The organism is Mesorhizobium sp. M8A.F.Ca.ET.202.01.1.1 (genome assembly GCF_004791595.1).
GTDB lineage: Bacteria > Pseudomonadota > Alphaproteobacteria > Rhizobiales > Rhizobiaceae > Mesorhizobium.
The window spans coordinates 103,757-127,188 of the sequence record NZ_SRUN01000009.1 but is presented as its reverse complement, the minus strand read 5'-3'; the positions used below and the strand labels follow the sequence as shown (position 1 = coordinate 127,188).

Here is a 23,432-nt window from a genome sequence, read left to right as displayed (position 1 = left end):
AGGTGATGAAAACAGTGCTGCTGCGCTTTCTGAAGGACGAAAACGGCGCCACGGCCGTCGAATACGGCCTGATTGTCTGCGTACTGTCGCTGACCATCATCGGCGGTATCGGCCAGGTCTTCAACTCGATCACCTGGCTGTTCAGCGACAACGGCAGCAGGCTTGCGAACGCTTTCGCGCACTAGAGCCTGCGAACAGGTCAATGCCCTTCAGGCCCCTCCAGTATAGTCTTTAGCGAAACCTTGGCCGAACCGGGCTTCAGCGGCTTTTGCTGCGACGCGTCGGGCGCCCAGCCGGACATCCAGACAATCGAAAAGCTTGCCCTGACGCGACCGTCGGGGTCGGAGAAGCGTTCGGCGTAGATTTCCGCGGCGCGGGCAAACAGCCTGCGCGAGCCCGGCCGCCGGCTGCGGTCGGCAAGCGCGCTGGTTTCGCCCATGGCGCGCAGGTCGGCCATAAGCGCAAACAGGTTGGCATAGCGCACCGTCACCGTCTCGACGTCGGCGACCGGCAACGCGAAACCGGCGCGCTGCAGCAGTGCGCCGGCGTCGCGCACATCGGTGAACGGGATGACGCGCGGGCTGGCGCCACCGTAGATATCGGTCTCCGCGGCAAGCAGGCTTTCGCGCAGTTCCGACAGGGTGCCGGCGCCCGCGAAGGCGCCGAGGAAAAGTCCGTCCGGCCGCAGGGCGCGGCGGATCTGGATCAGCATGCCCGGGATGTCGTTCATGGTTTGCAGCGACAAAAGCGACACCACCAGATCGAGCCTCTGCGGTTCGAACGGCACGGTCTCGAGCGGCGCAATCAGGCCGGCGGCACCATTCAGGAAAGCCGCGTCCGTCTCGACACGGGCGATATCGGCTACCTTGCCGCTCTGCGCAAGGACGTCGGCCGCGGCCGAGGTCTGGCAAAACAGCACCGCCGCCTTGGCGAACCTGCGCTCGACGGCACCCAGCCGGTCGGCAAGATCCTCGGCGGCGCGATGCATGAGGAAGTCGGCACCGTCAACCGGATGGATGAGCGCGCGCCGCTTGTGCGCCAGCCACAGAGAGGTATCCATTAAAGGCTGCAAGGGATGGTCCTTGTATGTCCGCGCCCTGATATGGTTCGTATGGTGGGCGACGAGAAACCAACCACGTGGCCGATCCGATGCCCAAGATCAAGTCCGACGAGATCAGGAAGCTGGCCGGGTCGGCAGCCCGGTCGGCTCTGGGCTGGCCGGCGCGCATCCTGTTTCCGCCGGTCTGCGCCGGTTGCCGCCGGCAAGTCTCGCAGCCCGGTGTGCTGTGCGGCGCCTGCTGGCCGAAGCTGCGGCTGTTGGAGCGGCCCTGGTGCCCGGTGATGGGCACGCCGTTCACCCATCACATGGGGGATGGTTTTCTGTCGGCGGAGGCGATCGCCGATCCGCCGCCCTTCGAACGGGCGCGGGCAGCGGTCGCCTATTCCGGCGTGGCCCGCCAGATGGTGCAAGGGCTGAAATACCAGGACCGCACCGATCTCGCTCCCTTGGATGGCGCGCTGGATGGTTCGCGTGGGCGCCGACCTTATCGCCGACGCGGATGTGGTGGTGCCTGTGCCGCTGCATTGGCGCCGTTTTTTCAGGCGGCGGTTCAACCAGTCGGCGGAACTGGCGCGCGCGGTTTGCGAGCTCAGCGGGCTGTCTTTCGCGCCTTCCGCCATGCGTCGTGTCAAACTCACCCGCCAGCAGGTCGGGCTGGAGCGGCAGGAGCGCGAGGAGAACGTGCGCGCCGCCTTTCGCGTGCCCGCCGAGGCGGAGATTGAGATTGCAGGCCGCAGGGTGCTTCTGATCGATGATGTCTACACCACCGGCGCCACCGTGCGTGCCGCCACCAAGGCGCTGAAAAAGGGAGGCGCTGCCGCCGTCGACGTGCTGACCTTTGCCCGCGTGTTGCCTGGGGACTTCCGGGCGGACGAGTCCACGACTATATAAGTCGGCAACGGAAACGGAATTCGTCATGGTCGATGTCACGATCTATACGCGCATGATGTGCGGCTACTGCACGGCGGCCAAGCGGCTGCTGGAGCGCAAGGGTGTCGCCTATACCGAGCACGACGCCTCGTTTTCGCCGGAGCTGCGCCAGGAAATGATGTCGCGCGCTCACGGCCGCACGACCTTTCCGCAGATTTTCATCGGCGACACGCATGTCGGCGGCTGCGACGACCTCCATGATCTGGAGGCGGAGGGCCGACTGGACAAACTGCTCGCCAACGGCTCGTCGATTTGAGGTGTGACAATGGGTGCTTTCAAGGCAGCGGCAATCCAGATGCGTTCGGGCGAGAGCCCCGAGCGCAATGCGGTCGATCTCGAACGATTGGTGCGTGAGGCCGCGGCCCAAGGTGCGACCTACATCCAGACGCCGGAAATGACCGGAGCGCTGATCCGCGACAGGCAAGCGCGCGCCGCTTCCTTCACCTCCGAAGACAAGGACATCATCGTCGCGACCGCGCGCGGGCTGGCGCGCGAACTCGGCGTGTTCCTGCATATCGGCTCGACCGCTATCCTGCGCGCCGACGGCAAGCTCGCCAACCGCGCGCTCCTGTTCGGCCCCGATGGCGTGACGCTCGCCAGCTACGACAAGATCCACATGTTCGACGTCGATCTCGACAATGGCGAGAGCTGGCGTGAATCGGCCGCCTACGAGCCTGGCACGGAGGCCGTCGTCACCGGGGTCGGCGGCGCGAAGCTCGGCTTCGCCGTCTGCTACGACCTGCGCTTTCCGCAACTGTTCCGCGCCGAGGCGATGGCCGGCGCCGACCTGCTTTCCGTGCCTGCCGCCTTCACCCGCCAGACCGGCGAGGCGCATTGGCACGTGTTGCTCAGGGCACGCGCCATCGAGAACGGCGCCTTCGTCGTTGCCGCCGCGCAAGGTGGCCTGCACGAGGATGGCCGCGAGACCTATGGGCATTCTCTGATCGTCGATCCCTGGGGCCGCATCATCGCGGAAGCCGCGCATGACGAGCCTGGGGTGATCGTCGCCGAGATCGACCCGGCGCAATCGCTTGCGGCGCGCAAGAAGATCCCCAATTTGAAGAATGCGCGGGATTTCACAATCAATGCCGGCGAGGTTGACGCGCCACGTCTCAGGGGTGCCGCCTCTTGATCCGCTTTTCCCTGATCTGCGAAAACGAGCACGAGTTCGAGGGCTGGTTTCGCAGCAATGACGATTTCGACACCCAGAAGAAGCGCGGCTTCGTCGATTGCCCCAGCTGCGGTTCGCACAAGGTCGAGAAAGCGCTGATGGCGCCCGCCGTGTCCACGGCCCGCAAGCAGGAAACCATAGCGCTTGCCATGGGCGAGGCGCAGAAGCAGGCGCTGGCGCAACTGAAGGCGATGGCCGAGAAAGTGCGCGAGAACGCCGACTATGTCGGCGACAAGTTCGCCGAGGAAGCGCGAAAGATCCACTTCGGCGAAACCGATGCGCGCGGCATCTATGGCGAGGCGACGCTGGAAGAGGCCAAGGGCCTTGCCGAGGACGGCGTCGATTTCATGCCGATTCCAGTGTTTCCGGACGACCGGAACTGAGCACTTAGCTCACGCTGCTGATCAGTTTTTCCAGCAGACGCGAAAGTGTTTCTCTTTCGGTCAGCGTCAGGCCGGACAGGATCTGATGCTCGTTCGCCACATGGGCGGTGACAGCCTCGTCGATCAGCGCAAGGCCCTTGTCGCTCAGCCGCACGATGATGCCGCGCCGGTCGTTGGGGTGTGGCGCGCGCTGGATCAGGCCGGATGTTTCGAGCCGATCCAGTCTGTTGGTCATGGCCCCGGAGGTCACCATCGTCGCCTCGTAAAGCGCCGTCGGCGTCAGCGCGTAAGGCGAGCCTGAGCGGCGCAGCGTCGCCAGCACATCGAACTCTCCCGCCTGCAATCCGAAACGGGCAAAGAGCGGCGCAAGGCGGTCGCGGGCGATCAGCGAGGAGACCTCATTCAAGCGCCCGATCACGGCCATCGGTGATACGTCTAGGTCCGGCCGCTCCCGCTTCCACTGCTCGATGGCTTTCCCTGCACGGTCCATCTATCTCACCGTAATGTATCTTGACGTTAAGAATCTTTCCATTATCTTATCCCAAGATGCAATGCCGGCCAAGAGCCGTGCGGACAGGGATCGATCATGAAACTTCTCTGGGATTCGGCGCTCGGCCTGCTGATCGTCACCGGGGGGCTGCTTGGCCTGACGCTGCCTTTCGGCAAGCTCGCCACGGCGGCCGGCGTGCCGGCCATGGTCTGGGCCTTCGTCATCTCGCTCGGCGCCGGCGGCGTGCTTCTCGTCGTATTGCTGCTGCGCGGCCAGCGCATCCGGCTCACGGCGCACAAGCTTCGCTATTTCTTCGTCACCGCCGCAGTGTCTTATGCCGTGCCAAACCTTTTGATGTTCTCGGCCATACCGCATCTGGGCGCCGGCTACACCGGCATCATGTTCACGCTGTCGCCCGTCGTCACGCTGGTGTTGTCGATCCTGCTCGGCGTGCGGCGGCCCAACATGCTGGCCATATCAGGCATCGCCGTCGGTTTCGTCGGCGCGGTCATGGTGGCGGTGACGCGTGGCGAGGCCGGCCAGCCGGCCGATGTCTTCTGGGTCATCATGGGCCTGCTCATTCCCGTCAGCCTTGCCGCCGGCAACATCTATCGCACCATCGACTGGCCGGAAGGAACCGGTCCTATCGAACTCGCGGTCGGCAGCCATCTGGCGTCCGCGGCGATGCTGCTCGTCGGCATCCTGACCTTGCTTGGAGGCAAGGCCTTCGCCCAGCTCGGCACCGTGCCGCTCATCGTCGTGGCACAGATGGCCTCGGCATCGGCGATGTTTGCTTTCTTCTTCCGGCTGCAGGCGGTGGGCGGCCCGGTCTATCTCAGCCAGATCGGCTATGTCGCTGCGGCCGTTGGGCTGTTTGCCGGTACGATCTTCCTTGGCGAGCACTATCAACTGCTGACCTGGGTCGGCGCGGTCATCATCACCGCCGGCGTGTTCATCACCACCAAGGCGCAGAGCCAGACCGCTACGAGGGCGCAGAGCCAGGCCGCCTAAGTTTCTTTAGCCCCGCCGCCGGCTCCGGCAGTGGGTATCGGCGGCGGCTGAGGCTGAGGATTTGGCTGATCAGACCGATCCCTTTTCCGCCAGCACCATATAGTTGACGTCCATGTCCTTCGACCGCGCCCAGCGGTCGGCAAGCGGATTGTAGGTGACGCCGGTGCGGTCGATGATGGTCAGGCCGGCGCCGTCCAGCGCCTTTTCCAGCTCCTCCGGGCGCACCAGCTTGCCGAACTGATGAGTGCCGCGCGGCAGCCAGCGCAACACATATTCGGCGCCGATGATGGCGAGGCCGAGCGCCTTCAGCGTGCGGTTGATGGTGGCCACGAACATGATGCCGCCGGGCTTGACCATCTCGCCGCATTTGGCGACGAACAGGTCGATGTCGGCGACATGTTCGACCACTTCCATGTTGAGGACGACATCGAATTTTTCGCCGGCCTCGGCGAGATCTTCCGCCGTCGTGGCGCGATAGTCGATGCTCACATTGCCCTCGGCGGCATGCAGTTTCGCCACTTCGATGTTTGTTTCGGAGGCGTCCGCTCCGATCACCTCGGCGCCGAGCCGCGCCATCGGCTCGCACAAAAGGCCACCGCCGCAGCCAATGTCGAGGATACGCAGGCCCTCGAACGGCCGCGCCGCACGCGGGTCGCGGCCGAAGCGCGCCGCGATCTGGTCGCGGATATAGGAAAGCCGGACCGGATTGAATTTGTGCAGCGGACGAAACTTGCCGTTCGGGTTCCACCATTCGGCGGCAAGGGCGGAAAAGCGTTCCACTTCTCCGGCATCGATCGTCGATCGTCGGGGCTCAGGCATAGGTTGGTCTCCTCGGACGCTACGAAGTCGGGCGTGAGGCATCGAATGTCAAGGCAACAATTTTCAATGCTGACAAAGTGACTGGCCGACCAAAGGCCAGCCTATTTCGAGTCCAGCACGTCGCGCAGCTTGGCCGCCAGCTGCTCGATGGTGAACGGCTTGGCCAGGAAGTGCACGTCATGGTCGAGCACGCCGTTGTGGACCACGGCGTTCCTGGTGAAGCCGGTGGTGAAGACCACTTTCAGCCCGGGCTGGCGCGCGAGCGCTTCCTCGGCGAGCTTGCGGCCATTCATCACCGGCATGACGATGTCGGTGAAAAGCAGGGCGATGCCGGGTGTCGCGGCGAGCTTCTGAAGGGCCTCCGGTCCCCCTGCCGCATGGATGACGGTGTAGCCGAGTTCGCGCATGACCTCGGTCGTGGCAGCCCGCACGCGGGCATCGTCCTCGACGACGAGGATCGTCTCGGTGACCTTGGCGGCGCTCTTGCCGTGCCCGGCGGGCGCTACCGGCTCCTCTGGTCCAAAAAACCGGGGCAGATAGATCTTGATCGTCGTGCCTTCGCCGGGCTCGGAGTAGATCTTGACGTGGCCGCCCGACTGTTTGACGAAACCGAACACCTGGCTCAGCCCAAGTCCCGTGCCCTTGTTGGCCGGCTTGGTCGTGAAGAAGGGCTCGAAGGCCCTGGCGATAATCTCAGGCGACATGCCCGCACCGGTGTCGGTTACCCCAATCATCACATATTGGCCAGGCGCGACCTCGACATGCGTCGATGCATAGGCCTCGTCGAGGTGGCTGTTGACGGTCTCGATGGTCAGCTTGCCGTCATTATCCATGGCATCGCGGGCATTGACGGCCAGATTGAGGATCGCGTTCTCAAGTTGGGAAGGATCGGCATGGGTTTTCCACAGGCCGCCCGCCAGCACGGTTTCGATGCGGATGCCTTCGCCCAAGGAACGGCGCAGAAGATCTGACATGCCGGTCAACAGCCGGTTGGTGTCGACAACCTGCGGCGCCAAAGGCTGCAGGCGGGAGAAGGCAAGCAAGCGGGAGGTCAGATCGGCGGCACGGCTGGCCGCGTCCGTCGCGGCCTCGACAAGCTTTTCAATGTCATGTTCGCCCCGTTTCAGCTTGCGCTGGGCAAGGTTCATGGCGCTGAGGATGACCGCCAGCATGTTGTTGAAGTCGTGAGCGATCCCACCGGTCAACTGCCCGACGGCTTCCATCTTCTGCATCTGGCGTATCTGGGATTCGGCCTTTTCCCGCGTCTGGATCTCGTTGCCGAGCTCGATGTTCTTGCGCATCAGCTCTTCCTGGACGGCGACCACATCGCGGAAGCGGCGGCGGGATTGACGGATGGTGTAGACGCCAAGCAGGAAAATCGCCAGCAACGCAGCCAGCGAGCCGATGCGCAACCAGGCCTCGACCCGATCGGTATGCTCGTCGCGCGCGGCCACGGCGGCGGCGCCAATACGCCGGATCGTGTCCATGCTGGCCCGGATTTCGTCCATGGCGGCCTTGCCCTGGCCGCTGCGGACCAGTTGCAGGGCCTTTGCCGCATCGCCTCGATCATAGAGGGCTATCGTCTGGGACAGCTCAGCCTGCTCTTGCGAAAGCGCTTCCTTGATGTGGCTGATCTGCTGGACGATCCGATCGTCGGGAGCGGCCGCGCTCTCGATCCGCGCCAGTTGTCCGGGAATTGCCTCGACGGCCTTCCGGTAAGGCTCCAGATAGGATTTTTCTCCGGTGAGCAGGTAGCCGCGCTGACCACTCTCGGCGTCTTGCGCCAGTGAAAGCAGCCCGGAAAGCTGCTCCTGATATTCGATTGTCTCGCGCGCGGCGGCACGATTGGCCCTCTGGCTCTCGACGAGCACGGTACGGGCGCCGACGATCAGCGCCAGCACGGCGAAGCCGGCGACAATCGGGAGCGATTGCAATCGCATGGCGCGACGAAGACGAGCAATCATCTGTTATGCCGAACCAAAAGGAATTCCCCGCAGGCAAGCATTTGGTAAGCGGCGCCGGCCTGGAAGGCAATATGTCGTATTGTTGCGCAATCCGCCGTCAGCCTTGCGAAACCTTCCTCATTTGGCTAAGGAGGCCGCGCATCCAGCGGCCGGCGCAGCCGGGCGCTTTTCTTCCGTTTTCGGCCCCGGGCCACTCCAGTCAAAGGCATTTCGCTTCCATGGCGCGTATCGTGATGAAATTCGGCGGAACCTCCGTCGCCGACATCGCCCGCATCCGCAACGTGGCGCGTCACGTCAAACGCGAGGTCGATGCCGGCCACGAGGTGGCGGTGGTGGTTTCGGCGATGGCCGGCAAGACCAATGAACTGGTCGGCTGGACGCGCGAGGCCTCGCCGATGCACGACGCACGCGAATATGACGCGGTCGTCGCTTCCGGCGAACAGGTCACGGCTGGCCTGCTTGCCATCACCTTGCAGAACATGGGCGTGCATGCGCGTTCCTGGCAGGGCTGGCAGATCCCGATCAAGACCGACAACGCGCATGGCGCGGCGCGCATCCTCGACATCGACGGCGCCTTCCTGGTCAAGCGCTTTGGCGAGGGGCAGGTGGCGGTCGTCGCCGGGTTCCAGGGCATCGGACCGGACAACCGCATCGCAACGCTTGGCCGCGGCGGCTCCGACACCAGCGCCGTGGCGATCGCCGCAGCGGTCAAGGCTGACCGCTGCGACATCTACACCGACGTCGACGGGGTCTACACCACCGACCCGCGCATCGAGCCGAAGGCGCGCCGGCTGGCCAAGATCTCCTTCGAGGAAATGCTTGAAATGGCCTCGCTCGGCGCCAAGGTTCTACAGGTGCGTTCGGTCGAGCTTGCCATGGTGCACAGGGTGCGTACCTTCGTGCGGTCGTCCTTCGACGATCCCGATGCGCCCGGAATGGGGGATTTGCTCAATCCTCCGGGAACGCTCATTTGCGACGAGGAAGAGATCGTGGAACAGCAGGTCGTCACCGGAATTGCCTACGCCAAGGACGAGGCGCAGATTTCGCTGCGCCGTGTCGGCGACCGGCCAGGCGTCGCCGCCGGCATCTTCGGCCCGCTGGCCGAGGCCAACATCAATGTCGACATGATCGTCCAGAACATCTCCGAGGACGGCAAGCTGACCGACATGACCTTCACCGTGCCGTCGGGCGACGTCGACAAGGCGCTGGCCGTGCTCGACCGGCTGAAGGCCGAGATCGGCTACGATGTCGTGCAGTCGGAAGCCGGCATGTCGAAGGTTTCGGTCATCGGCATCGGCATGAGGAGCCATGCGGGTGTTGCCGCCACCGCCTTCAAGGCGCTGGCCGACAAGGCGATCAACATCCGCGCCATCACCACCTCCGAGATCAAGATTTCGATACTGATCGACGGTCCGTATACCGAACTGGCGGTTCGCACTTTGCATTCCGTCTACGGTCTCGATAAGCAGTAGCAAGACTGAATCAGTTGTTGCGTGCATGCCGGCCGCGGCGGAAACTGCGGCGGCAAGTGTTTCATTGGAGAAGAAGCCGCGATGCGTGACCAGGCCAGCGGCCCGCGCGTTTTGCTGAAACGGCTCCGCGAGCTCATGCAGGAGCCGCTGGAGCCGCAGGAGCGGCTTGACCGCATCGTGCGCGACATCGCCTCCAACATGGTCGCCGAAGTGTGCTCGCTCTATGTGCTGCGCGCCGATTCGGTGCTCGAACTCTACGCCACCGAAGGTCTGAACCCGAACGCCGTCCATCTGGCGCAACTGCGGCTGGGACAAGGCCTGGTCGGTACGATCGCGGCGAGTGCCAGGCCGCTCAACCTGTCCAACGCACAGGAACATCCGGCCTTCGCCTACCTGCCGGAGACCGGGGAGGAGATCTACAATTCCTTCCTCGGCGTCCCGGTGCTCAGGGCAGGGCGTACGCTCGGCGTCCTGGTTGTCCAGAACAAGACCATGCGCCACTACCGCGACGACGAGGTCGAGGCGCTGGAAACCACCGCCATGGTCATCGCCGAGATGATCGCCACGGGCGATCTGGCGCGGCTGACCCGGCCGGGCCTCGAACTCGACCTGCGCCGGCCCGTCAGCTTCACCGGCCTGTCCTTCAACGACGGCGTCGGACTTGGTCACGTCGTGCTGCACGAGCCGCGCATCGTCGTCACCAATCTGTTCAACGAGGACAGCGAGGAAGAGGTCCGCCGGCTCGAAGCCTCGCTCGGTTCGCTCAGGCTCTCGATCGACGACATGCTGGAGCGCCGTGACGTCGCCTTCGAGGGCGAGCATCGCCAGGTGCTGGAAGCCTACCGCATGTTCGCCAACGACCGCGGCTGGGTGCGGCGGCTGGAAGAGGCGATCCGCAATGGCCTGACAGCGGAGGCGGCGGTGGAAAAGGTGCAGAGCGACATGCGCGCCCGCATGCTGCACATGACCGATCCCTATCTGCGCGAGCGGATGAGCGATTTCGACGATCTCGCCAACCGGCTGTTGCGCCAGCTGATGGGCCGCGGGCCCGAGGATGTCGCGGCCTCGCTGCCGAAGGACGCCATCATCGTCGCCCGCTCGATGGGCGCCGCCGAACTGCTTGATTACCCCCGCGACAAGCTGCGTGGCCTGGTGCTCGAGGATGGCGCGGCGACCAGCCATGTCGTCATCGTCGCGCGCGCCATGGGCATTCCCGTTGCCGGCCAGATGAAGGGCGCCGTTTCCATGGCGGAAAACGGCGATGCCATCATCGTCGACGGCGAGGAGGGTGCGATCCATCTGCGGCCGCAATCCGATCTTGAAGCCGCCTATGCCGAAAAAGTACGGTTCCGGGCGCGCCGGCAGGAAGTCTACCGCGAACTGCGCAAGAAGCCGTCGACGACCAGGGACGGTGTCCAGGTCGATCTGCTGATGAATGCCGGGCTTGCCGTCGACCTCCCGCAATTGGCGGAGGCGGGCGCTGCCGGCATCGGCCTGTTCCGCACGGAACTGCAATTCATGGTCGCCTCGACCTTTCCACGCGCCGAAGCCCAGGAAAAACTCTATCGCGACGTGCTCGAAGCGGCGCGCGGCAAGCCGGTCACCTTCCGCACCATCGACATCGGTGGCGACAAGGTGTTGCCCTACTTCAAGGGCGCGATCCAGGAAGAGAATCCGGCGCTCGGCTGGCGCGCGATCCGCCTGACGCTCGACCGGCCAGGCTTGCTGCGCACCCAGATCCGCGCCTTGCTCAAGGCCAGCGGCGGGCGTGAACTCAAGTTGATGCTGCCGATGGTGACCGAGCTTGGCGAAATCGCCCAGGCGCGCGAAATCATCGACCGCGAGGTGCGGCATCTCTCACGCTTCGCCCACCATCTGCCGACCAGTCTCAAACTGGGCGCCATGCTGGAAGTGCCGTCGCTTCTGTTCCAGCTCGACGAATTGATGAAGGCGGTCGACTTCGTCTCGGTCGGGTCGAACGACCTGTTCCAGTTCGTCATGGCGGTCGACCGCGGCAATACGCAACTGGCCAACCGCTTCGATACGCTGTCGGCGCCGTTCCTGCGGGTGCTCAAGCAGATCGCCGACGCCGGCGCGCGCAATCATACGCCCGTCACCCTATGCGGTGAACTGGCCGGCAAGCCGATCTCGGCGATGGCGCTGATTGGCCTCGGTTTCCGCTCGATCTCGATGTCGCCAGCCTCGATCGGCCCGGTCAAGGCGATGCTGACGGAGCTGCCGCTGGAGGAGCTGAAGGCTTTCTTCGACGACAATCTGATGGCGCCGGCGCAAGGGCTGCCGATGCGGGCGTTGCTGCAGGCCTTCGCCGACGACCGCTCGATCCCGTTGTAGCACCCGCATCATGGTCAACTTGCCCCGCGATCGTATGGATCAAGTCGTCAAGCGTTTCGAGATGCTCGAGGCGCAGATGTCGGCCGGACCGACGCCGGATGCCTATGTTAAGATGGCATCCGAATATGCCGAGTTACAGGACATGGTGGCCAAGGTCAGGGAACTGCGCTCGGCCGAGCAGGAGCAGGCCGACCTCGAAGCGATGCTCGCCGACAAGGGCACCGACGCCGAGATGCGGGCGCTCGCCGAAGCCGATCTGCCTGGAGTGGAAGATCGCATCGAGGCGCTGCAGAAGGACATCCAGATCCTGCTTCTGCCCAGGGATGCCGCCGACGACAAGAACGCCATCCTCGAAATCCGCGCCGGCACCGGTGGCGATGAGGCGGCGCTCTTCGCCGGCGACCTGTTTCGCATGTATGAGCGCTACGCCGCCGAACGCGGCTGGCGGTTCGAAACGGTATCGGCGAGCGACGGCGATGCCGGCGGCTTCAAGGAAATCATCGCCACGATCTCGGGCAAGGGTGTGTTCGCCCATCTGAAATTCGAGTCCGGGGTGCATCGCGTCCAGCGTGTGCCTGCAACCGAGGCCAGCGGGCGCATCCACACGTCCGCCGCCACCGTCGCCGTGCTGCCGGAAGCGGAAGAGGTCGATATCGACATCAGAGCCGAGGACATCCGCATCGACACGATGCGTGCCTCGGGCTCCGGCGGCCAGCACGTCAACACTACCGATTCGGCGGTCCGCATCACCCATCTGCCGACCGGTATCATGGTGGTGCAGGCGGAGAAGTCGCAGCACCAGAATCGGGCCAAGGCCATGCAGATCCTGCGGGCCCGGCTCTATGACATGGAGCGCAGCAAGGCGGACGAGGAGCGTTCCGAATCGCGCAAGTCGCAGGTCGGCTCCGGCGACCGCTCGGAGCGCATCCGCACCTACAATTTTCCGCAAGGCCGCGTCACCGACCACCGCATCAACCTGACGCTCTACAAGCTCGACCGGGTGATGATGGGTGAACTCGACGAAGTCGTCGACGCGCTGATCGCCGATCACCAGTCGAAGCTGCTGGCCGATATCGGCCTCGATGGCTGAGCATCCGCCCGAGGCGCTGGGGCCGCTGCTGCGGAAAGCGCGGGCCAGGCTTGCCGCGGCCGGTGTCGACGATCCCGCGCTCGATGCGCGGCTGATCGTCGAGCACTATTCCGGCACGACGCGTACGCAGGCCATCGCCGACCCCGAACGCATGATCGAAGCAAACGCCATCGCCGCGATCGATGACGCTCTGAGACGGCGAGCCGGTGGCGAGCCGGTGCATCGCATCCTGGGCTATCGCGAATTCTACGGTTTGCGCCTGATGCTGTCACCGGAGACGCTGGAACCGCGGCCGGACACCGAAACACTGGTCGAGGCGGTGCTGCCCTTCGTCAAGGCGGTGGCCGCACGCGAGGGGGTATGCCACATCCTCGACCTCGGCACGGGCACGGGTGCCATCGCCCTGGCGCTGCTGAGCGTCGTGCCTGCCGCGACCGCCACCGGCGTGGACATTTCCGCCGGCGCGCTGGCAATGGCGGCCCGCAATGCCGGGCAATTCGGGCTCGGCGGCCGGTTCACGACGGTTCAGTCGAACTGGTTCGAAAAAGTTTCCGGCCGATACCATGTAATTGCCGCAAACCCTCCCTATATACCTTCGCAAGACATTGGAAATCTGCAGGACGAAGTCCGCGATTTCGACCCGCGCCTGGCCTTGGATGGCGGCGTGGATGGGTTGAACCCCTACAGGATCATCGCCGCCGAGGCGGCAAGGTTTCTGGAAGCCGAAGGCAGGATTGCGGTCGAGATCGGCCACACGCAAAGCAACGAGGTCAACGATATATTTGGCGCGGCCGGTTACGCGGGCGGCGAGGTGTTTGGCGATCTCGGCGGAAACGACAGGGTTCTTGTTTTTCAACGGGCAACACCTTGACGCAGTGCGAAAAAACCGCTTGGCAATGCCGGGGAATGCAGCTAGGGTCGCCTTACCGGATGAGACGAAGCAGGCAGTGCTCTTAGCGATTCGGTTTCCTTGGAAATAGCTGCCTTCTTGCGCAAACGACGCCCAAGCTTCGTGCGGGAATCGTCCGGCAAGTGATGTAACCGGAACAGGATGGCACGTGGCGCCAACGCAATCGATGCGGGCGAACGCCGGTGAAGAAACGAAACGGCTGGCTGCATGAGCGCCTCCGTTCGTGAAGAGTTTTTCGAAAATTTCACTATGAAGAGAGTCTAATGAGGCCACAACAGCAGAACAGGCGCATGCGCGGTCGCAACAACAATGGCGGCGGCGGCAATAACAATAACAATAACAACAACCGCAAGGGACCAAATCCCCTGACGCGCAACTACGAGAGCAACGGCCCGGACGTGAAGATCCGTGGATCGGCTCAGCAGATCGCCGAAAAATACGCCACCTTGGCCCGCGATGCGCAAAGCTCCGGCGACCGGGTGATGGCGGAAAACTATCTCCAGCACGCCGAACACTACAACCGCATCATCGCCGCCGCGCAGGCGCAGATGCCGATCCAGAACGTCCAGCAGAACCGCGACGAGTTCGACGAGGACGGCGATGAGGATCGCGACGAGTTCGACAATGCTGGCAACAGCGGGGCCGGCAACAGTGGGGCTGGCAACAGTGGGGCGTCCATTAGCACCGGCAATGCTGGTTCCGATCCACAGGTTCCCGTGGTCAACCACGGCGCTGGCCCGCAGCCGGTGATCGAGGGCATGCCGGCTGAGGTTGCGCTAAACCGGGACGGTCGCGACAATCGTGACAATAGCGGGCGCGACAATGGCGGGCGTAACAACAGCGGCCGCGACAACAACAATGGCGGGCGCCATCGCGATCGTCGCCCTAACGGCGGCTACGGCCAGAACGGTCAGCGCGACTATGCTTCGGCCGAACAAGGCGGCCAGCAGCAGCGCAACGAGGCCTCGGGACAGACTGAAGTGCAGGCAGAGCCCGCTTCGCCGTCCGAGACCGTGGCGGCAGCCGAGCCGGCTCCACGGTTCGAGAATTTTTCACCGGCAGGCCTGGCCGCTCAAGCCGAACTCAACGAGGCGGCCGCCGAGAGCGGTGCTGCTCGCCGCCCACGGCGTCCGCGCCGTCCGCGCACCAATCCCGACCAGGTCGAGGGTGGCAGCGACAATGCGGATGCGGGCGAGACGGCCGCGGCTCCAGGCGACGGCGGCAGCGCCGAACCCGTGATCGCCGACATCGGCAACTGATCGAACGGCACCGCAAGACATTGAACGGCGGGGAGAAATCCCCGCCGTTTTCGTTTGGGCTGACGTGGAATATTGTCGATTGACAGACATCAATGCGTCTTGAGACAGCATGCCCCATGCACCATATCTCGGCTGAACGGGATCCGGCTCGAATGGGCGGGTCCGTCACCGCAATCTGATCCGGTGCTGCAAAGCGGGCCGGTGATGGAAGGAGACAGATATGAACCTTGAGAAATACTCAGAGCGCGTGCGCGGCTTTATCCAGTCCGCGCAGACCATGGCGCTCTCCCGCAACCATCAGCAATTCACCCCCGAACATATTCTGAAGGTCCTCGTCGACGATGACGAGGGCCTGGCCGCGTCGCTGATCGAGCGCGCCGGCGGCAATGTCCGCGACGTCAAGCTCGGTGTCGAGACGGCGCTCGAAGCGATGCCCAAGGTGGAGGGTGGCAATGGCCAGCTCTATCTGGCTCAGCCGCTGGCCAAGGTGTTCTCGACCGCCGAGGACCTGGCCAAGAAGGCCGGCGACAGTTTTGTCACCGTCGAACGGCTGCTGCAGGCGCTTACCATGGAGAAATCGGCAAAGACGGCCGAAATCCTGGCCAAGGCCGGCGTCACCGCGCAGGCGCTGAACCAGGTCATCAACGACGTCCGCAAGGGCCGCACCGCCGATTCGGCGAGTGCCGAACAGGGCTATGACGCGCTGAAGAAGTACGCGCGTGATCTGACCGCCGACGCACGCGCGGGCAAGCTCGATCCGGTCATCGGCCGCGACGACGAGATCCGCCGCACCATCCAGGTGCTGTCGCGCCGCACCAAGAACAACCCGGTGCTGATCGGCGAACCGGGCGTCGGCAAGACGGCGATCGCCGAAGGCCTGGCGCTGCGCATCGTCAATGGCGACGTGCCGGAATCGCTGAAGGACAAGCAGTTGATGGCGCTCGACATGGGCGCGCTGATTGCCGGCGCCAAATATCGCGGCGAGTTCGAGGAGCGGCTGAAGGCCGTGCTTTCCGAAGTCACCTCGGCCAGCGGCAATATCATCCTGTTCATCGACGAGATGCACACGCTGGTCGGCGCCGGCAAGGCCGATGGCGCCATGGATGCGTCGAATCTGCTGAAGCCGGCGCTGGCGCGCGGCGAACTGCACTGCGTCGGCGCGACCACGCTCGATGAATACCGCAAGCATGTCGAAAAGGATCCCGCCCTTGCCCGCCGTTTCCAGCCCGTTTTCGTCGACGAGCCGACGGTGGAGGACACGGTCTCGATCCTGCGCGGCCTGAAGGAGAAATACGAGCAGCACCACAAGGTGCGTATCTCCGATTCGGCGCTGGTGGCGGCGGCGACGCTGTCAAATCGCTACATCGCCGACCGCTTCCTGCCGGACAAGGCGATCGACCTGGTCGACGAAGCCGCCTCGCGGCTCAGGATGCAGGTCGATTCCAAGCCTGAGGCACTGGATGAGATCGACCGCCGCATCATGCAGCTGAAGATCGAGCGCGAGGCGCTGAAGGTCGAGACGGACGAAGCCTCGAAGGACCGGCTCGCCCGCCTGGAAAAGGAACTTGTCGGCCTCGAGGAGGAATCGACCGAGATTACTTCGAAATGGCAGGCCGAGAAGCAGAAGCTTGGGCTTGCCGCCGACCTGAAGAAGCAGCTCGACGAGGCGCGCAACGACCTTGCCATTGCCCAGCGCAAGGGTGAGTTCCAGCGCGCCGGGGAGCTTGCCTATGGCAAGATTCCCGAATTGGAAAAGAAGCTGAAGGAGGCCGAAGCCCAGGACGGCAAGGCCGGCATGGTCGAGGAAGTGGTCACGCCCGACCATGTCGCCCATATCGTGTCGCGCTGGACCGGAATTCCGGTCGACAAGATGCTCCAGGGCGAGCGCGACAAGCTGTTGCGCATGGAAGACGAGATCGGCAAGCGTGTTGTCGGCCAGGGCGAGGCGGTGCAAGCCGTTTCCAAGGCGGTGCGGCGCGCGCGCGCAGGCCTGCAGGATCCGAACCGGCCGATCGGCTCGTTCATGTTCCTTGGCCCGACCGGCGTCGGCAAGACGGAACTCACCAAGGCTTTGGCCAACTTCCTGTTCGACGATGAAACGGCGCTGGTGCGCCTCGACATGTCCGAATACATGGAGAAGCACTCCGTTGCCCGGCTGATCGGCGCGCCTCCCGGCTATGTCGGTTATGAGGAAGGCGGCGCGCTGACCGAAGCGGTGCGGCGCCGGCCCTACCAGGTCGTGCTGTTCGACGAGATCGAGAAGGCGCATCCGGATGTGTTCAATGTTCTGCTGCAGGTGCTCGATGACGGTCGGCTCACCGACGGGCAGGGGCGCACCGTCGATTTCCGCAACACGCTGATCATCATGACGTCGAATCTCGGTGCCGAATATCTGGTCAATCTCGGCGAGGACCAGGATGTCGATGCCGTACGGGACGAGGTGATGGGCGTGGTCAGGGCATCGTTCCGGCCGGAGTTCCTCAATCGTGTCGACGAGGTGATCCTGTTCCACCGGCTGCGCCGCAAGGACATGGACCGCATCGTCGAAATCCAGCTCAAGCGGCTGGAGAGCCTGCTGACCGATCGCAAGATCACGCTGTCGCTGGATCCCGAGGCGATCGAGTGGCTGGCGGCCAAGGGTTACGACCCCGCTTATGGTGCCAGGCCGCTGAAGCGCGTGATGCAGAAGGAGCTGCAGGATCCGCTGGCGGAAAAGATCCTGCTTGGCGAGATTCTCGATGGCTCGACGGTCAAGGTTACGGCCGGTTCCGACCGGCTGAATTTCCGCTCCAGGCCGACGATCGTCGCCGCGGAGGCGGCGGCCTGATCCAACGCCGCGTGTCCAGTATGGGCGCGCGGCGTTTTCATATCACGGGGAGCGCGGATGACGCTGGACGACTACAACGGCTTCTGCGGCTCGCTGCCGGCAACGAGCCACGTGGTGCAATGGGGCGGCGCCCATGTCTGGAAGGTCGGGACCAAGGTGTTTGCGATCGGTGGCTGGGATCAGGGTGAGCAGCTTTCCGTCACCTTCAAATGCTCCGATATTGCCTATGACGTGCTCAAGGAGCAGCCGGGCCTGCGCCCCGCGCCCTATCTGGCCTCCCGCGGCATGAAGTGGATCCAGCGTCAGACAAGCCAGAGCATGGATGATGGTGCGCTGAAGGACTATTTGCGCGACAGTCATCGCCTGGTTACCCTGAAGCTGACGAAGCAGGCGCGCAAGGAATTGGGGCTTGGCGTGGGCTAGCTAATATTCCTCGAGGCGCCGGAAGACCGCCATCTTCATGCCCGGTTCATGATGGAACCATATGGTGGGTAACTGGTTTGCTGGCGAAGGGGTTTCGCCGAATTGCACAATGCCGGGCGGCGGCACATACGGACCGGAGAGTTTCGCCACTATGCTGCGCACTATCTTCACCCTTTCGGCGCTTGTTGCGGGACTGGTGTTTTCCAACGCGTTCGCGGCGCCGACGCATGACGGCGCGGCCCAGCCTGTCCGCGCGGCCGAGAGTGGCGGCATGCTGTTCGCCCAGGACGGCAATCTCGACATTTATTACGATGCCAGGGGCAACCGCGTCATCGTCGATGCGGATACAGGCAAGGTGATAGCCATCCAGCCGCCGCAGACCAGGCTCGACCGGCGGGCGCTGCGCCGCGAGACGCGGATGCGAGAACTCGGCCGTGCCCCCGCCGACGATGATCGCTACTATCTCGACGATCCCCAGGACATGGCACGCTTCCGCCGCAAGCAACTGGAAGAAGAGGGCCGGGTCATCCCGCCACCAGCCGACGAATACGACCCTGACGGAAGCAATTCAGTCGATGCCTATCCGCCGGCACCGCAGGACGAAGGCAATTACGATAACAATTATCCCGATGCGCCGCAGCCGGCAGAGCCGGGCACCATCAAGCGCCAACCGCTGAACGAGGCGTCGATAGACCCTCTCCAGCCGGCAGATCCGACGGAACAGGCGCCCTCCGACCAGGCGGCATTGCCGCCAAACGCTGGCAGCAAGACGTCGGTCGACCCGTCGCTTTCGCTGGGCGCACGCCAGGATGTGGCAGCGCTGCAGGTGCTGCTCGACCGTGGCGGTGCTTCGCCTGGCGTCATCGACGGGCGCTTCGGCTCGAATGTCGACAAGGCGCTCGCCGCCTACAACGAGATCAACGGCAGCAACCTCAAATCGACCGATGCGGTCGGCATCCAGTCAGCACTCTCGCAATCCGGCGGCGATGCCTTCGCCAACTACACCATCACGGCGGAGGACGCAGCCGGGCCGTATGTCGCCTCCATCCCGGAAGACTACAGTCAGAAGGCGCAGCTCAACTGCATGTGCTACACCTCTGTCACCGAGGCGCTGGCGGAGCGCTTCCACATGGACGAGAACTATCTGAAGTCGATCAACAAGGGCCTCGACTTCAACCGCCCCGGCACGATCATCAAGGTCGCCAATTTCGGCAAGCTGGTGTCTACGCCGGTCGTGCGCATCGTCGCCGACAAGACCAAGAAAGAGGTGTACGCCTACGATGGTGGCGGCAAGCTGGTAGCAGCCTATCCGGCCACCATCGGCTCGGCGGACACGCCGTCGCCCACCGGCATCCACGCCGTGTCGCGCATCGCGCTCGACCCGAACTACACCTACAATCCGAACATCAATTTCAAGCAAGGCGAGAACGACAAGATTCTTACCGTTCCGCCAGGCCCCAACGGACCTGTCGGGTCGGTCTGGATCGCCTTGGACAAACCGACCTACGGCATCCACGGAACGCCCGAGCCGTCGAAGATAGGCAAGACCGAAAGCCATGGCTGCGTGCGCCTGACGAACTGGGACGCGCGCGAGCTCGCCAAGCTGGTGTCGCCAGGCGTTACCGTGGAATTCCTTGGCGGACCTTCAGCCGATGACGTTGCGCAGCAATGAGCCGCGTGGCGCCGCGGCATAGATCAACTGCACGACCAGAATGAAGCCGACGCTTAGCAGCGGGCTGATCAGGCAGAGTGCGCCGCCGACCGCCCACAGGATCTGGGCCTTGACGATGCGCAGATAGACCGTGCGCCTCGTCTGCGCGTCAACATCTTCCGCGACAAAGCCGTTCTTATCCGCGTAGCGCCAGCTGGCGAACAGCGTGACGCCGAGCATCAGCAGGTTGACCCAGTAGACCAGCACCGCGGTCTTGAATTCGAGGAAATCAGCCAGCAAGTCGGTCGAGAACGGCAAGAGCGCGATGAAGGCGAGAAAGCACAGGTTCAGCGTGGCCAGCCGCCTGTCGGATTTGGCGATCAAACCATGCTGCGCCTGCTGGCCGAACCAGAAGATGGTCAGGGTCAGGAAGCTTAAGGCATAGGTCAGAAAGCGGGGCGCCAGTGCGGCGATGGTGACAAGCAGATCGTGTTCGGAATGAATCGCCTCATGCACCGGCACCCTGATCTCGAGCACGATCAGGGTAAGCGCGATGGCGAATACGCCATCGGTGATACCGACGATACGGCCGCGCCCCTCAACGGAGGCTTCGAGTGGACGCTTCATCGAATTCTCCTGCCCCCGGCTCTGGAGAAAACCTAGCATGACTGCCGCGGTTTGCATCGGGGCAGATGCGATCCCTGGTAATAGGGCTGGTTTCAAGGGCAACCAGTCTCTGGCTGGTTGTTGCCGGTGCGCCGCCGGTCTAATCAGGTGGCATGCATTCACCCAATGAAGCCGCCGCCGTTCCGCTGACCGCTCCGGTCGCGAATGGCACGTTCTGCCCGCAATCGCAGCGGCGTTATGTGCTGGTCGCGGCGATCCTGGCCTCGGCGCTCGGCTTCATCGACGGGTCGATCCTGGCGATCGCCATGCCGGCGATCCGCGTCAACCTCGGCGCCAGCCTTGCCGAGGCGCAGTGGATCTCCAATGCCTATGCGCTGACGCTCTCGGCGCTGATCCTCGCCGGCGGTGCTGCAGGCGACCGGTTCGGGCTCCGCCGTGCTTTCGTGGCCGGCATTGCGCTGTTCGTCGCGGCCTCGCTTGCCTGTGCGCTGGCGCCGAACGCTGTCGTGCTGATCGCGTTTCGCGCTCTCCAGGGGATTGGCGCCGCGATCATGGTGCCGGGCAGTCTCGCCATCATCGCCAAGGCTTATCCGAAGAAGGAACGCGGTCGCGCGATCGGCATCTGGGCGGCGGCCTCGGCGCTGACCACCGCTCTCGGCCCGGTGCTCGGCGGCCTGGTGCTGTCGGCTTTCGGCGATGGCATCTGGCGGGCGATCTTTGCCGTCAACCTGCCACTCGGCCTGATCTCGATCTATCTGCTGCTCGCCAAGATTCCGGCCGATGCGCCGACGCAGAAACGCAGCCTTGACCTTGCCGGTGGTGCGCTTGCGACGCTGGCCTTCGGAGCGCTCGCTTATGGGCTGACTTCGATGAGCGCCAGCGGCGAGAGCCGCATGGCCGGTCCAACGATTGCCGCCGGCGCCGTGCTGCTTGTGGTCTTCATCCTGTTCGAGCGGCGGCAGCGCGAGCCGATGATCGACCTCAGCCTGTTTGGCATCGGTGCTTTCGCCGGGGCCAATGTCGCGACGTTCTTCCTCTATTTCGCGCTGTCGGCCAATCTTTTTTACCTGCCGATGCTGCTGATAGCCGGTTGGGGGCTGAGCACGGCCGAGGTCGGCTTCATCTTCCTGCCGCTGTCCGCAGCGATCGCGCTTTTGTCAGGACCCGTCGGCAAGCTGTCGGACCGGATCGGGCCACGTCTTCCAATTGCCTGCGGCAGTCTGATCGTGGCGATTGCCTTCGCCGGGCTGGCCTTGCTCACCCATGCCGGCTTTCACCGTTTCTGGACTGGCATCTTCCCGTTGATGGCGCTGATGGGACTCGGCATGGCGTTGGTCGTGTCGCCATTGTCGACCGCGATCATGACGGCGGTGGAAGACAAGGACACCGGCGCGGCTTCCGGCATCAACAACGCCGTCTCGCGCATCGGCGGTCTGATCGCGGTGGCGGCGATGGGGTCGCTCGCTGCCTGGATCTACGCCAATGCCCTGGAGGGAAACGCCGGGCCCGGCCTGCCTGGCTTCGGCGAACCGCCGCCAACGGGACTTTCGCCGGCACTCGATGCGGCAAGAATCGCCGCCAGCGACGCCGCTTTTTCCGCCGTCTCCTCGGTAACCGCGCTGCTATGCCTGCTTTCCGCTGTCATTGCGTGGATGACGATTTCCGGCGAGGCGCTGCCGTGGCCGCGGCGCGCCGAACCTCGGCAGCACAAAGGCTGAGACTCAGCCTTCGATCTTGGCGCTGGCGACCTTCAGCGAGTTGCCGTCTTCCTGCTTCAGGAGATCGTCGATGCGTTCACGCTCGCGCTTGAAGGCGACGAGGTCGTCGCCCTTCAGCACCTTGCCGACCGGCAAGCGCACACGCATTGAATCGACTTTGGTGCCGTTGACGATCAACTCGTAGTGAAGATGCGGTCCGGTGGACAGGCCAGTCTGACCGAGATAGCCGATAACCTGGCCCTGGCGGACGCGCACGCCCTCGGCGATGCCTTTGGCGAAGGCGCTCTGGTGATTGTAGGAGGTCTCGTAGCCATTGGCGTGGCGGATGATGATCTGCTTGCCATAGCCGCCGGCCCAGCCGGCCTTCTCGATGACGCCATTGCCCGCTGCGATGATCGGCGTTCCGATGGGCGCTGCCCAGTCCGTGCCGGTGTGCATGCGGACATAGCCAAGGATCGGGTGCTTGCGAGCGCCAAATCCGGAGGTAAATCTGCCGTTGGGCAGTGGGTTGCGCAGCAGGAACTGCTGGGCGCTGCTGCCATTCTCGTCGAAATAATCCGTGCTGCCGTCCTGCATTTGAAAACGGTAGAAATTGCGTGTCGTTCCGCCGAACGTCGCCGAGACATAGAGGAGCTCGGAATTGTCGGAGGTCTGGTCATCTCCATCGGGCTGCGAGAACAGCACTTCGAGGCGATCGGCGGGATTGAGCCGCGACTGGAAGTCGACATCGGACGCAAGCAGCTTGATCAGCCGCTGAGTCATCGCCTTGGACATGCCGTAGGAGTAGGCGGTCCGATAGATGCCGTCATAAATGTTCGGCAGGTTGCCGCGCACCACCACCGGAGCCGACGAGTCATCGAACGCCGTCAGCAATTCGGGATTGGGTTCCGGCTCCTGCGCGGGCACATACTGACCGCGATCGTCGAGCGCGATGGTGACGATGTGCGTGGCCTTGTCGTAGACGCTGGTGCGAACCACCTTGGCGGCGTCGCCATGGACCTCGAGACCGACGCGCAACACGGTTCCGGCCTTGAGCGCCGGGGCGTTGAGCAGCTTGGCAATCGCTTCGGCCATGCCGGTGGCATCGTCGCCCGTGTAGCCCGAATCGGCAAAGGCCTCGGTGAGGTCCGTGTCTTTGGTGAAAGGGATGATTTCTTCGGCGAAAGCCGGCGCCTGGTCGTCAGCGTTGGCGCGCGGCGCCACGGAGACGTTTTCGGGGACGATCTTGACGTCGTAGGAGCCGGCCATGCTTTCGGCAAAGGCATCGCCGAAGCG

20 protein-coding genes and 1 pseudogene (1 of these 21 cut by a window edge) are annotated in these 23,432 nt (G+C 64.0%); 15 read left to right on the top strand and 6 right to left on the bottom strand.

Annotated features, from left to right (window positions below; all coding sequences use genetic code 11):
- Positions 1–5 precede the first annotated feature (5 nt).
- On the top strand, positions 6–185 hold the full coding sequence (locus tag EN845_RS20110) for a Flp family type IVb pilin (protein ID WP_127280913.1): 180 nt from the start codon (positions 6–8) through the stop codon (positions 183–185).
- Between the two features lie 14 nt (positions 186–199).
- Here EN845_RS20110 and EN845_RS20105 read toward each other — a convergent pair whose 3' ends face one another.
- On the bottom strand, positions 200–1,072 hold the full coding sequence (locus tag EN845_RS20105; protein ID WP_127872286.1) for a methyltransferase domain-containing protein: 873 nt from the start codon (positions 1,070–1,072) through the stop codon (positions 200–202).
- Between the two features lie 65 nt (positions 1,073–1,137).
- Between EN845_RS20105 and EN845_RS20100 the strand changes: the two are divergent.
- From EN845_RS20100 to EN845_RS20085, 4 genes and pseudogenes are all read left to right on the top strand, one after another.
- Positions 1,138–1,951: pseudogene (locus tag EN845_RS20100) on the top strand (ComF family protein).
- Between the two features lie 25 nt (positions 1,952–1,976).
- Positions 1,977–2,246 (top strand): glutaredoxin 3, encoded by a 270-nt coding sequence (gene grxC / locus EN845_RS20095; protein WP_127280365.1) that lies wholly within the window; start codon positions 1,977–1,979, stop codon positions 2,244–2,246.
- Between the two features lie 9 nt (positions 2,247–2,255).
- The gene (locus tag EN845_RS20090) at positions 2,256–3,122 is read left to right on the top strand and encodes a carbon-nitrogen hydrolase family protein (protein ID WP_127872287.1); all 867 of its coding nucleotides are present in this window, start codon (positions 2,256–2,258) and stop codon (positions 3,120–3,122) included.
- A complete protein-coding gene (locus EN845_RS20085; RefSeq protein ID WP_127280367.1) occupies positions 3,119–3,544 on the top strand; it encodes a DUF1178 family protein in 426 nt (141 codons plus the stop codon). The genes EN845_RS20090 and EN845_RS20085 overlap by 4 nt, the downstream gene beginning before the upstream one ends.
- A gap of 4 nt (positions 3,545–3,548) precedes the next feature.
- Here the strand turns inward: EN845_RS20085 and EN845_RS20080 are convergent, their stop codons facing one another.
- Positions 3,549–4,034, bottom strand: a complete 486-nt coding sequence (locus EN845_RS20080; RefSeq protein WP_127872288.1) for a MarR family transcriptional regulator — start codon at positions 4,032–4,034, stop codon at positions 3,549–3,551.
- 96 nt (positions 4,035–4,130) lie between these two features.
- Between EN845_RS20080 and EN845_RS20075 the strand changes: the two genes are divergently transcribed.
- On the top strand, positions 4,131–5,045 hold the full coding sequence (locus tag EN845_RS20075) for a DMT family transporter (protein WP_127872289.1): 915 nt from the start codon (positions 4,131–4,133) through the stop codon (positions 5,043–5,045).
- A 69-nt stretch (positions 5,046–5,114) separates the two neighbouring features.
- Here the strand turns inward: EN845_RS20075 and ubiG are convergent, their stop codons facing one another.
- Complete coding sequence (ubiG, locus tag EN845_RS20070; protein WP_127278446.1) at positions 5,115–5,864, bottom strand: bifunctional 2-polyprenyl-6-hydroxyphenol methylase/3-demethylubiquinol 3-O-methyltransferase UbiG; 750 nt, start codon at positions 5,862–5,864, stop codon at positions 5,115–5,117.
- A gap of 101 nt (positions 5,865–5,965) precedes the next feature.
- The gene (locus tag EN845_RS20065) at positions 5,966–7,804 is read right to left on the bottom strand and encodes a CHASE3 domain-containing protein (protein ID WP_127872358.1); all 1,839 of its coding nucleotides are present in this window, start codon (positions 7,802–7,804) and stop codon (positions 5,966–5,968) included.
- Positions 7,805–8,046: 242 nt separating this feature from the next.
- On the opposite strand from EN845_RS20065, the gene EN845_RS20060 reads away from it, so the two are divergent.
- From EN845_RS20060 to EN845_RS20025, 8 genes are all read left to right on the top strand, one after another.
- Positions 8,047–9,300 carry an aspartate kinase gene (locus EN845_RS20060; protein WP_127278445.1) on the top strand — a complete coding sequence of 418 codons (1,254 nt, stop codon included), beginning with the start codon at positions 8,047–8,049 and terminating at the stop codon, positions 9,298–9,300.
- 81 nt (positions 9,301–9,381) lie between these two features.
- Positions 9,382–11,652 carry a phosphoenolpyruvate--protein phosphotransferase gene (gene ptsP / locus EN845_RS20055; protein ID WP_127872290.1) on the top strand — a complete coding sequence of 757 codons (2,271 nt, stop codon included), beginning with the start codon at positions 9,382–9,384 and terminating at the stop codon, positions 11,650–11,652.
- A 10-nt stretch (positions 11,653–11,662) separates the two neighbouring features.
- Entirely contained in the window at positions 11,663–12,742 is a 1,080-nt protein-coding gene (gene prfA / locus EN845_RS20050; protein ID WP_127872291.1) for a peptide chain release factor 1, read from the top strand.
- Positions 12,735–13,613, top strand: coding sequence for a peptide chain release factor N(5)-glutamine methyltransferase (gene prmC / locus EN845_RS20045; protein WP_127872292.1), 879 nt, complete (start codon positions 12,735–12,737; stop codon positions 13,611–13,613). The genes prfA and prmC overlap by 8 nt, the downstream gene beginning before the upstream one ends.
- 302 nt (positions 13,614–13,915) lie before the next feature.
- The gene (locus EN845_RS20040) at positions 13,916–14,911 is read left to right on the top strand and encodes a DUF4167 domain-containing protein (RefSeq protein ID WP_127872293.1); all 996 of its coding nucleotides are present in this window, start codon (positions 13,916–13,918) and stop codon (positions 14,909–14,911) included.
- Between the two features lie 220 nt (positions 14,912–15,131).
- Positions 15,132–17,738, top strand: coding sequence for an ATP-dependent chaperone ClpB (clpB, locus tag EN845_RS20035; RefSeq protein WP_127872294.1), 2,607 nt, complete (start codon positions 15,132–15,134; stop codon positions 17,736–17,738).
- Between the two features lie 57 nt (positions 17,739–17,795).
- Positions 17,796–18,161: an MmcQ/YjbR family DNA-binding protein gene (locus tag EN845_RS20030; RefSeq protein ID WP_127872295.1), complete on the top strand. Its 366-nt coding sequence runs from the start codon at positions 17,796–17,798 to the stop codon at positions 18,159–18,161.
- A gap of 151 nt (positions 18,162–18,312) precedes the next feature.
- Positions 18,313–19,833 (top strand): L,D-transpeptidase family protein, encoded by a 1,521-nt coding sequence (locus tag EN845_RS20025; RefSeq protein ID WP_127872296.1) that lies wholly within the window; start codon positions 18,313–18,315, stop codon positions 19,831–19,833.
- Here the strand turns inward: EN845_RS20025 and EN845_RS20020 are convergent.
- Positions 19,807–20,439 carry a TMEM175 family protein gene (locus tag EN845_RS20020; RefSeq protein ID WP_127872297.1) on the bottom strand — a complete coding sequence of 211 codons (633 nt, stop codon included), beginning with the start codon at positions 20,437–20,439 and terminating at the stop codon, positions 19,807–19,809. The two genes, EN845_RS20025 and EN845_RS20020, sit on opposite strands and share 27 nt — an antisense overlap.
- A gap of 152 nt (positions 20,440–20,591) precedes the next feature.
- On the opposite strand from EN845_RS20020, the gene EN845_RS20015 reads away from it, so the two are divergent.
- Positions 20,592–22,157 (top strand): MFS transporter, encoded by a 1,566-nt coding sequence (locus EN845_RS20015; RefSeq protein ID WP_127872298.1) that lies wholly within the window; start codon positions 20,592–20,594, stop codon positions 22,155–22,157.
- Positions 22,158–22,160: 3 nt separating this feature from the next.
- Here the strand turns inward: EN845_RS20015 and EN845_RS20010 are convergent, their stop codons facing one another.
- On the bottom strand, positions 22,161–23,432 hold the 3' portion of the coding sequence (locus tag EN845_RS20010; protein WP_167531484.1) for a M23 family metallopeptidase. Its footprint extends 705 nt past the window's final position; only the last 1,272 of its 1,977 coding nucleotides appear in the window; the start codon falls outside the window, past its right edge; its stop codon occupies positions 22,161–22,163.

Excerpts from the sequence above, each read along its gene's own strand:
- EN845_RS20110 (WP_127280913.1), top strand. The coding sequence starts at position 6 with ATGAAAACAGTGCTGCTGCGCTTTCTGAAGGACGAAAACGGCGCCACG.
- grxC (WP_127280365.1), top strand. The coding sequence starts at position 1,977 with ATGGTCGATGTCACGATCTATACGCGCATGATGTGCGGCTACTGCACG.
- EN845_RS20090 (WP_127872287.1), top strand. The coding sequence starts at position 2,256 with ATGGGTGCTTTCAAGGCAGCGGCAATCCAGATGCGTTCGGGCGAGAGC.
- EN845_RS20080 (WP_127872288.1), bottom strand. The coding sequence starts at position 4,034 with ATGGACCGTGCAGGGAAAGCCATCGAGCAGTGGAAGCGGGAGCGGCCG.
- EN845_RS20075 (WP_127872289.1), top strand. The coding sequence starts at position 4,131 with ATGAAACTTCTCTGGGATTCGGCGCTCGGCCTGCTGATCGTCACCGGG.
- ubiG (WP_127278446.1), bottom strand. The coding sequence starts at position 5,864 with ATGCCTGAGCCCCGACGATCGACGATCGATGCCGGAGAAGTGGAACGC.
- EN845_RS20065 (WP_127872358.1), bottom strand. The coding sequence starts at position 7,804 with ATGCGATTGCAATCGCTCCCGATTGTCGCCGGCTTCGCCGTGCTGGCG.
- EN845_RS20060 (WP_127278445.1), top strand. The coding sequence starts at position 8,047 with ATGGCGCGTATCGTGATGAAATTCGGCGGAACCTCCGTCGCCGACATC.
- ptsP (WP_127872290.1), top strand. The coding sequence starts at position 9,382 with ATGCGTGACCAGGCCAGCGGCCCGCGCGTTTTGCTGAAACGGCTCCGC.
- prfA (WP_127872291.1), top strand. The coding sequence starts at position 11,663 with ATGGTCAACTTGCCCCGCGATCGTATGGATCAAGTCGTCAAGCGTTTC.
- prmC (WP_127872292.1), top strand. The coding sequence starts at position 12,735 with ATGGCTGAGCATCCGCCCGAGGCGCTGGGGCCGCTGCTGCGGAAAGCG.
- EN845_RS20040 (WP_127872293.1), top strand. The coding sequence starts at position 13,916 with ATGAGGCCACAACAGCAGAACAGGCGCATGCGCGGTCGCAACAACAAT.
- clpB (WP_127872294.1), top strand. The coding sequence starts at position 15,132 with ATGAACCTTGAGAAATACTCAGAGCGCGTGCGCGGCTTTATCCAGTCC.
- EN845_RS20030 (WP_127872295.1), top strand. The coding sequence starts at position 17,796 with ATGACGCTGGACGACTACAACGGCTTCTGCGGCTCGCTGCCGGCAACG.
- EN845_RS20025 (WP_127872296.1), top strand. The coding sequence starts at position 18,313 with ATGCTGCGCACTATCTTCACCCTTTCGGCGCTTGTTGCGGGACTGGTG.
- EN845_RS20020 (WP_127872297.1), bottom strand. The coding sequence starts at position 20,439 with ATGAAGCGTCCACTCGAAGCCTCCGTTGAGGGGCGCGGCCGTATCGTC.
- EN845_RS20015 (WP_127872298.1), top strand. The coding sequence starts at position 20,592 with ATGCATTCACCCAATGAAGCCGCCGCCGTTCCGCTGACCGCTCCGGTC.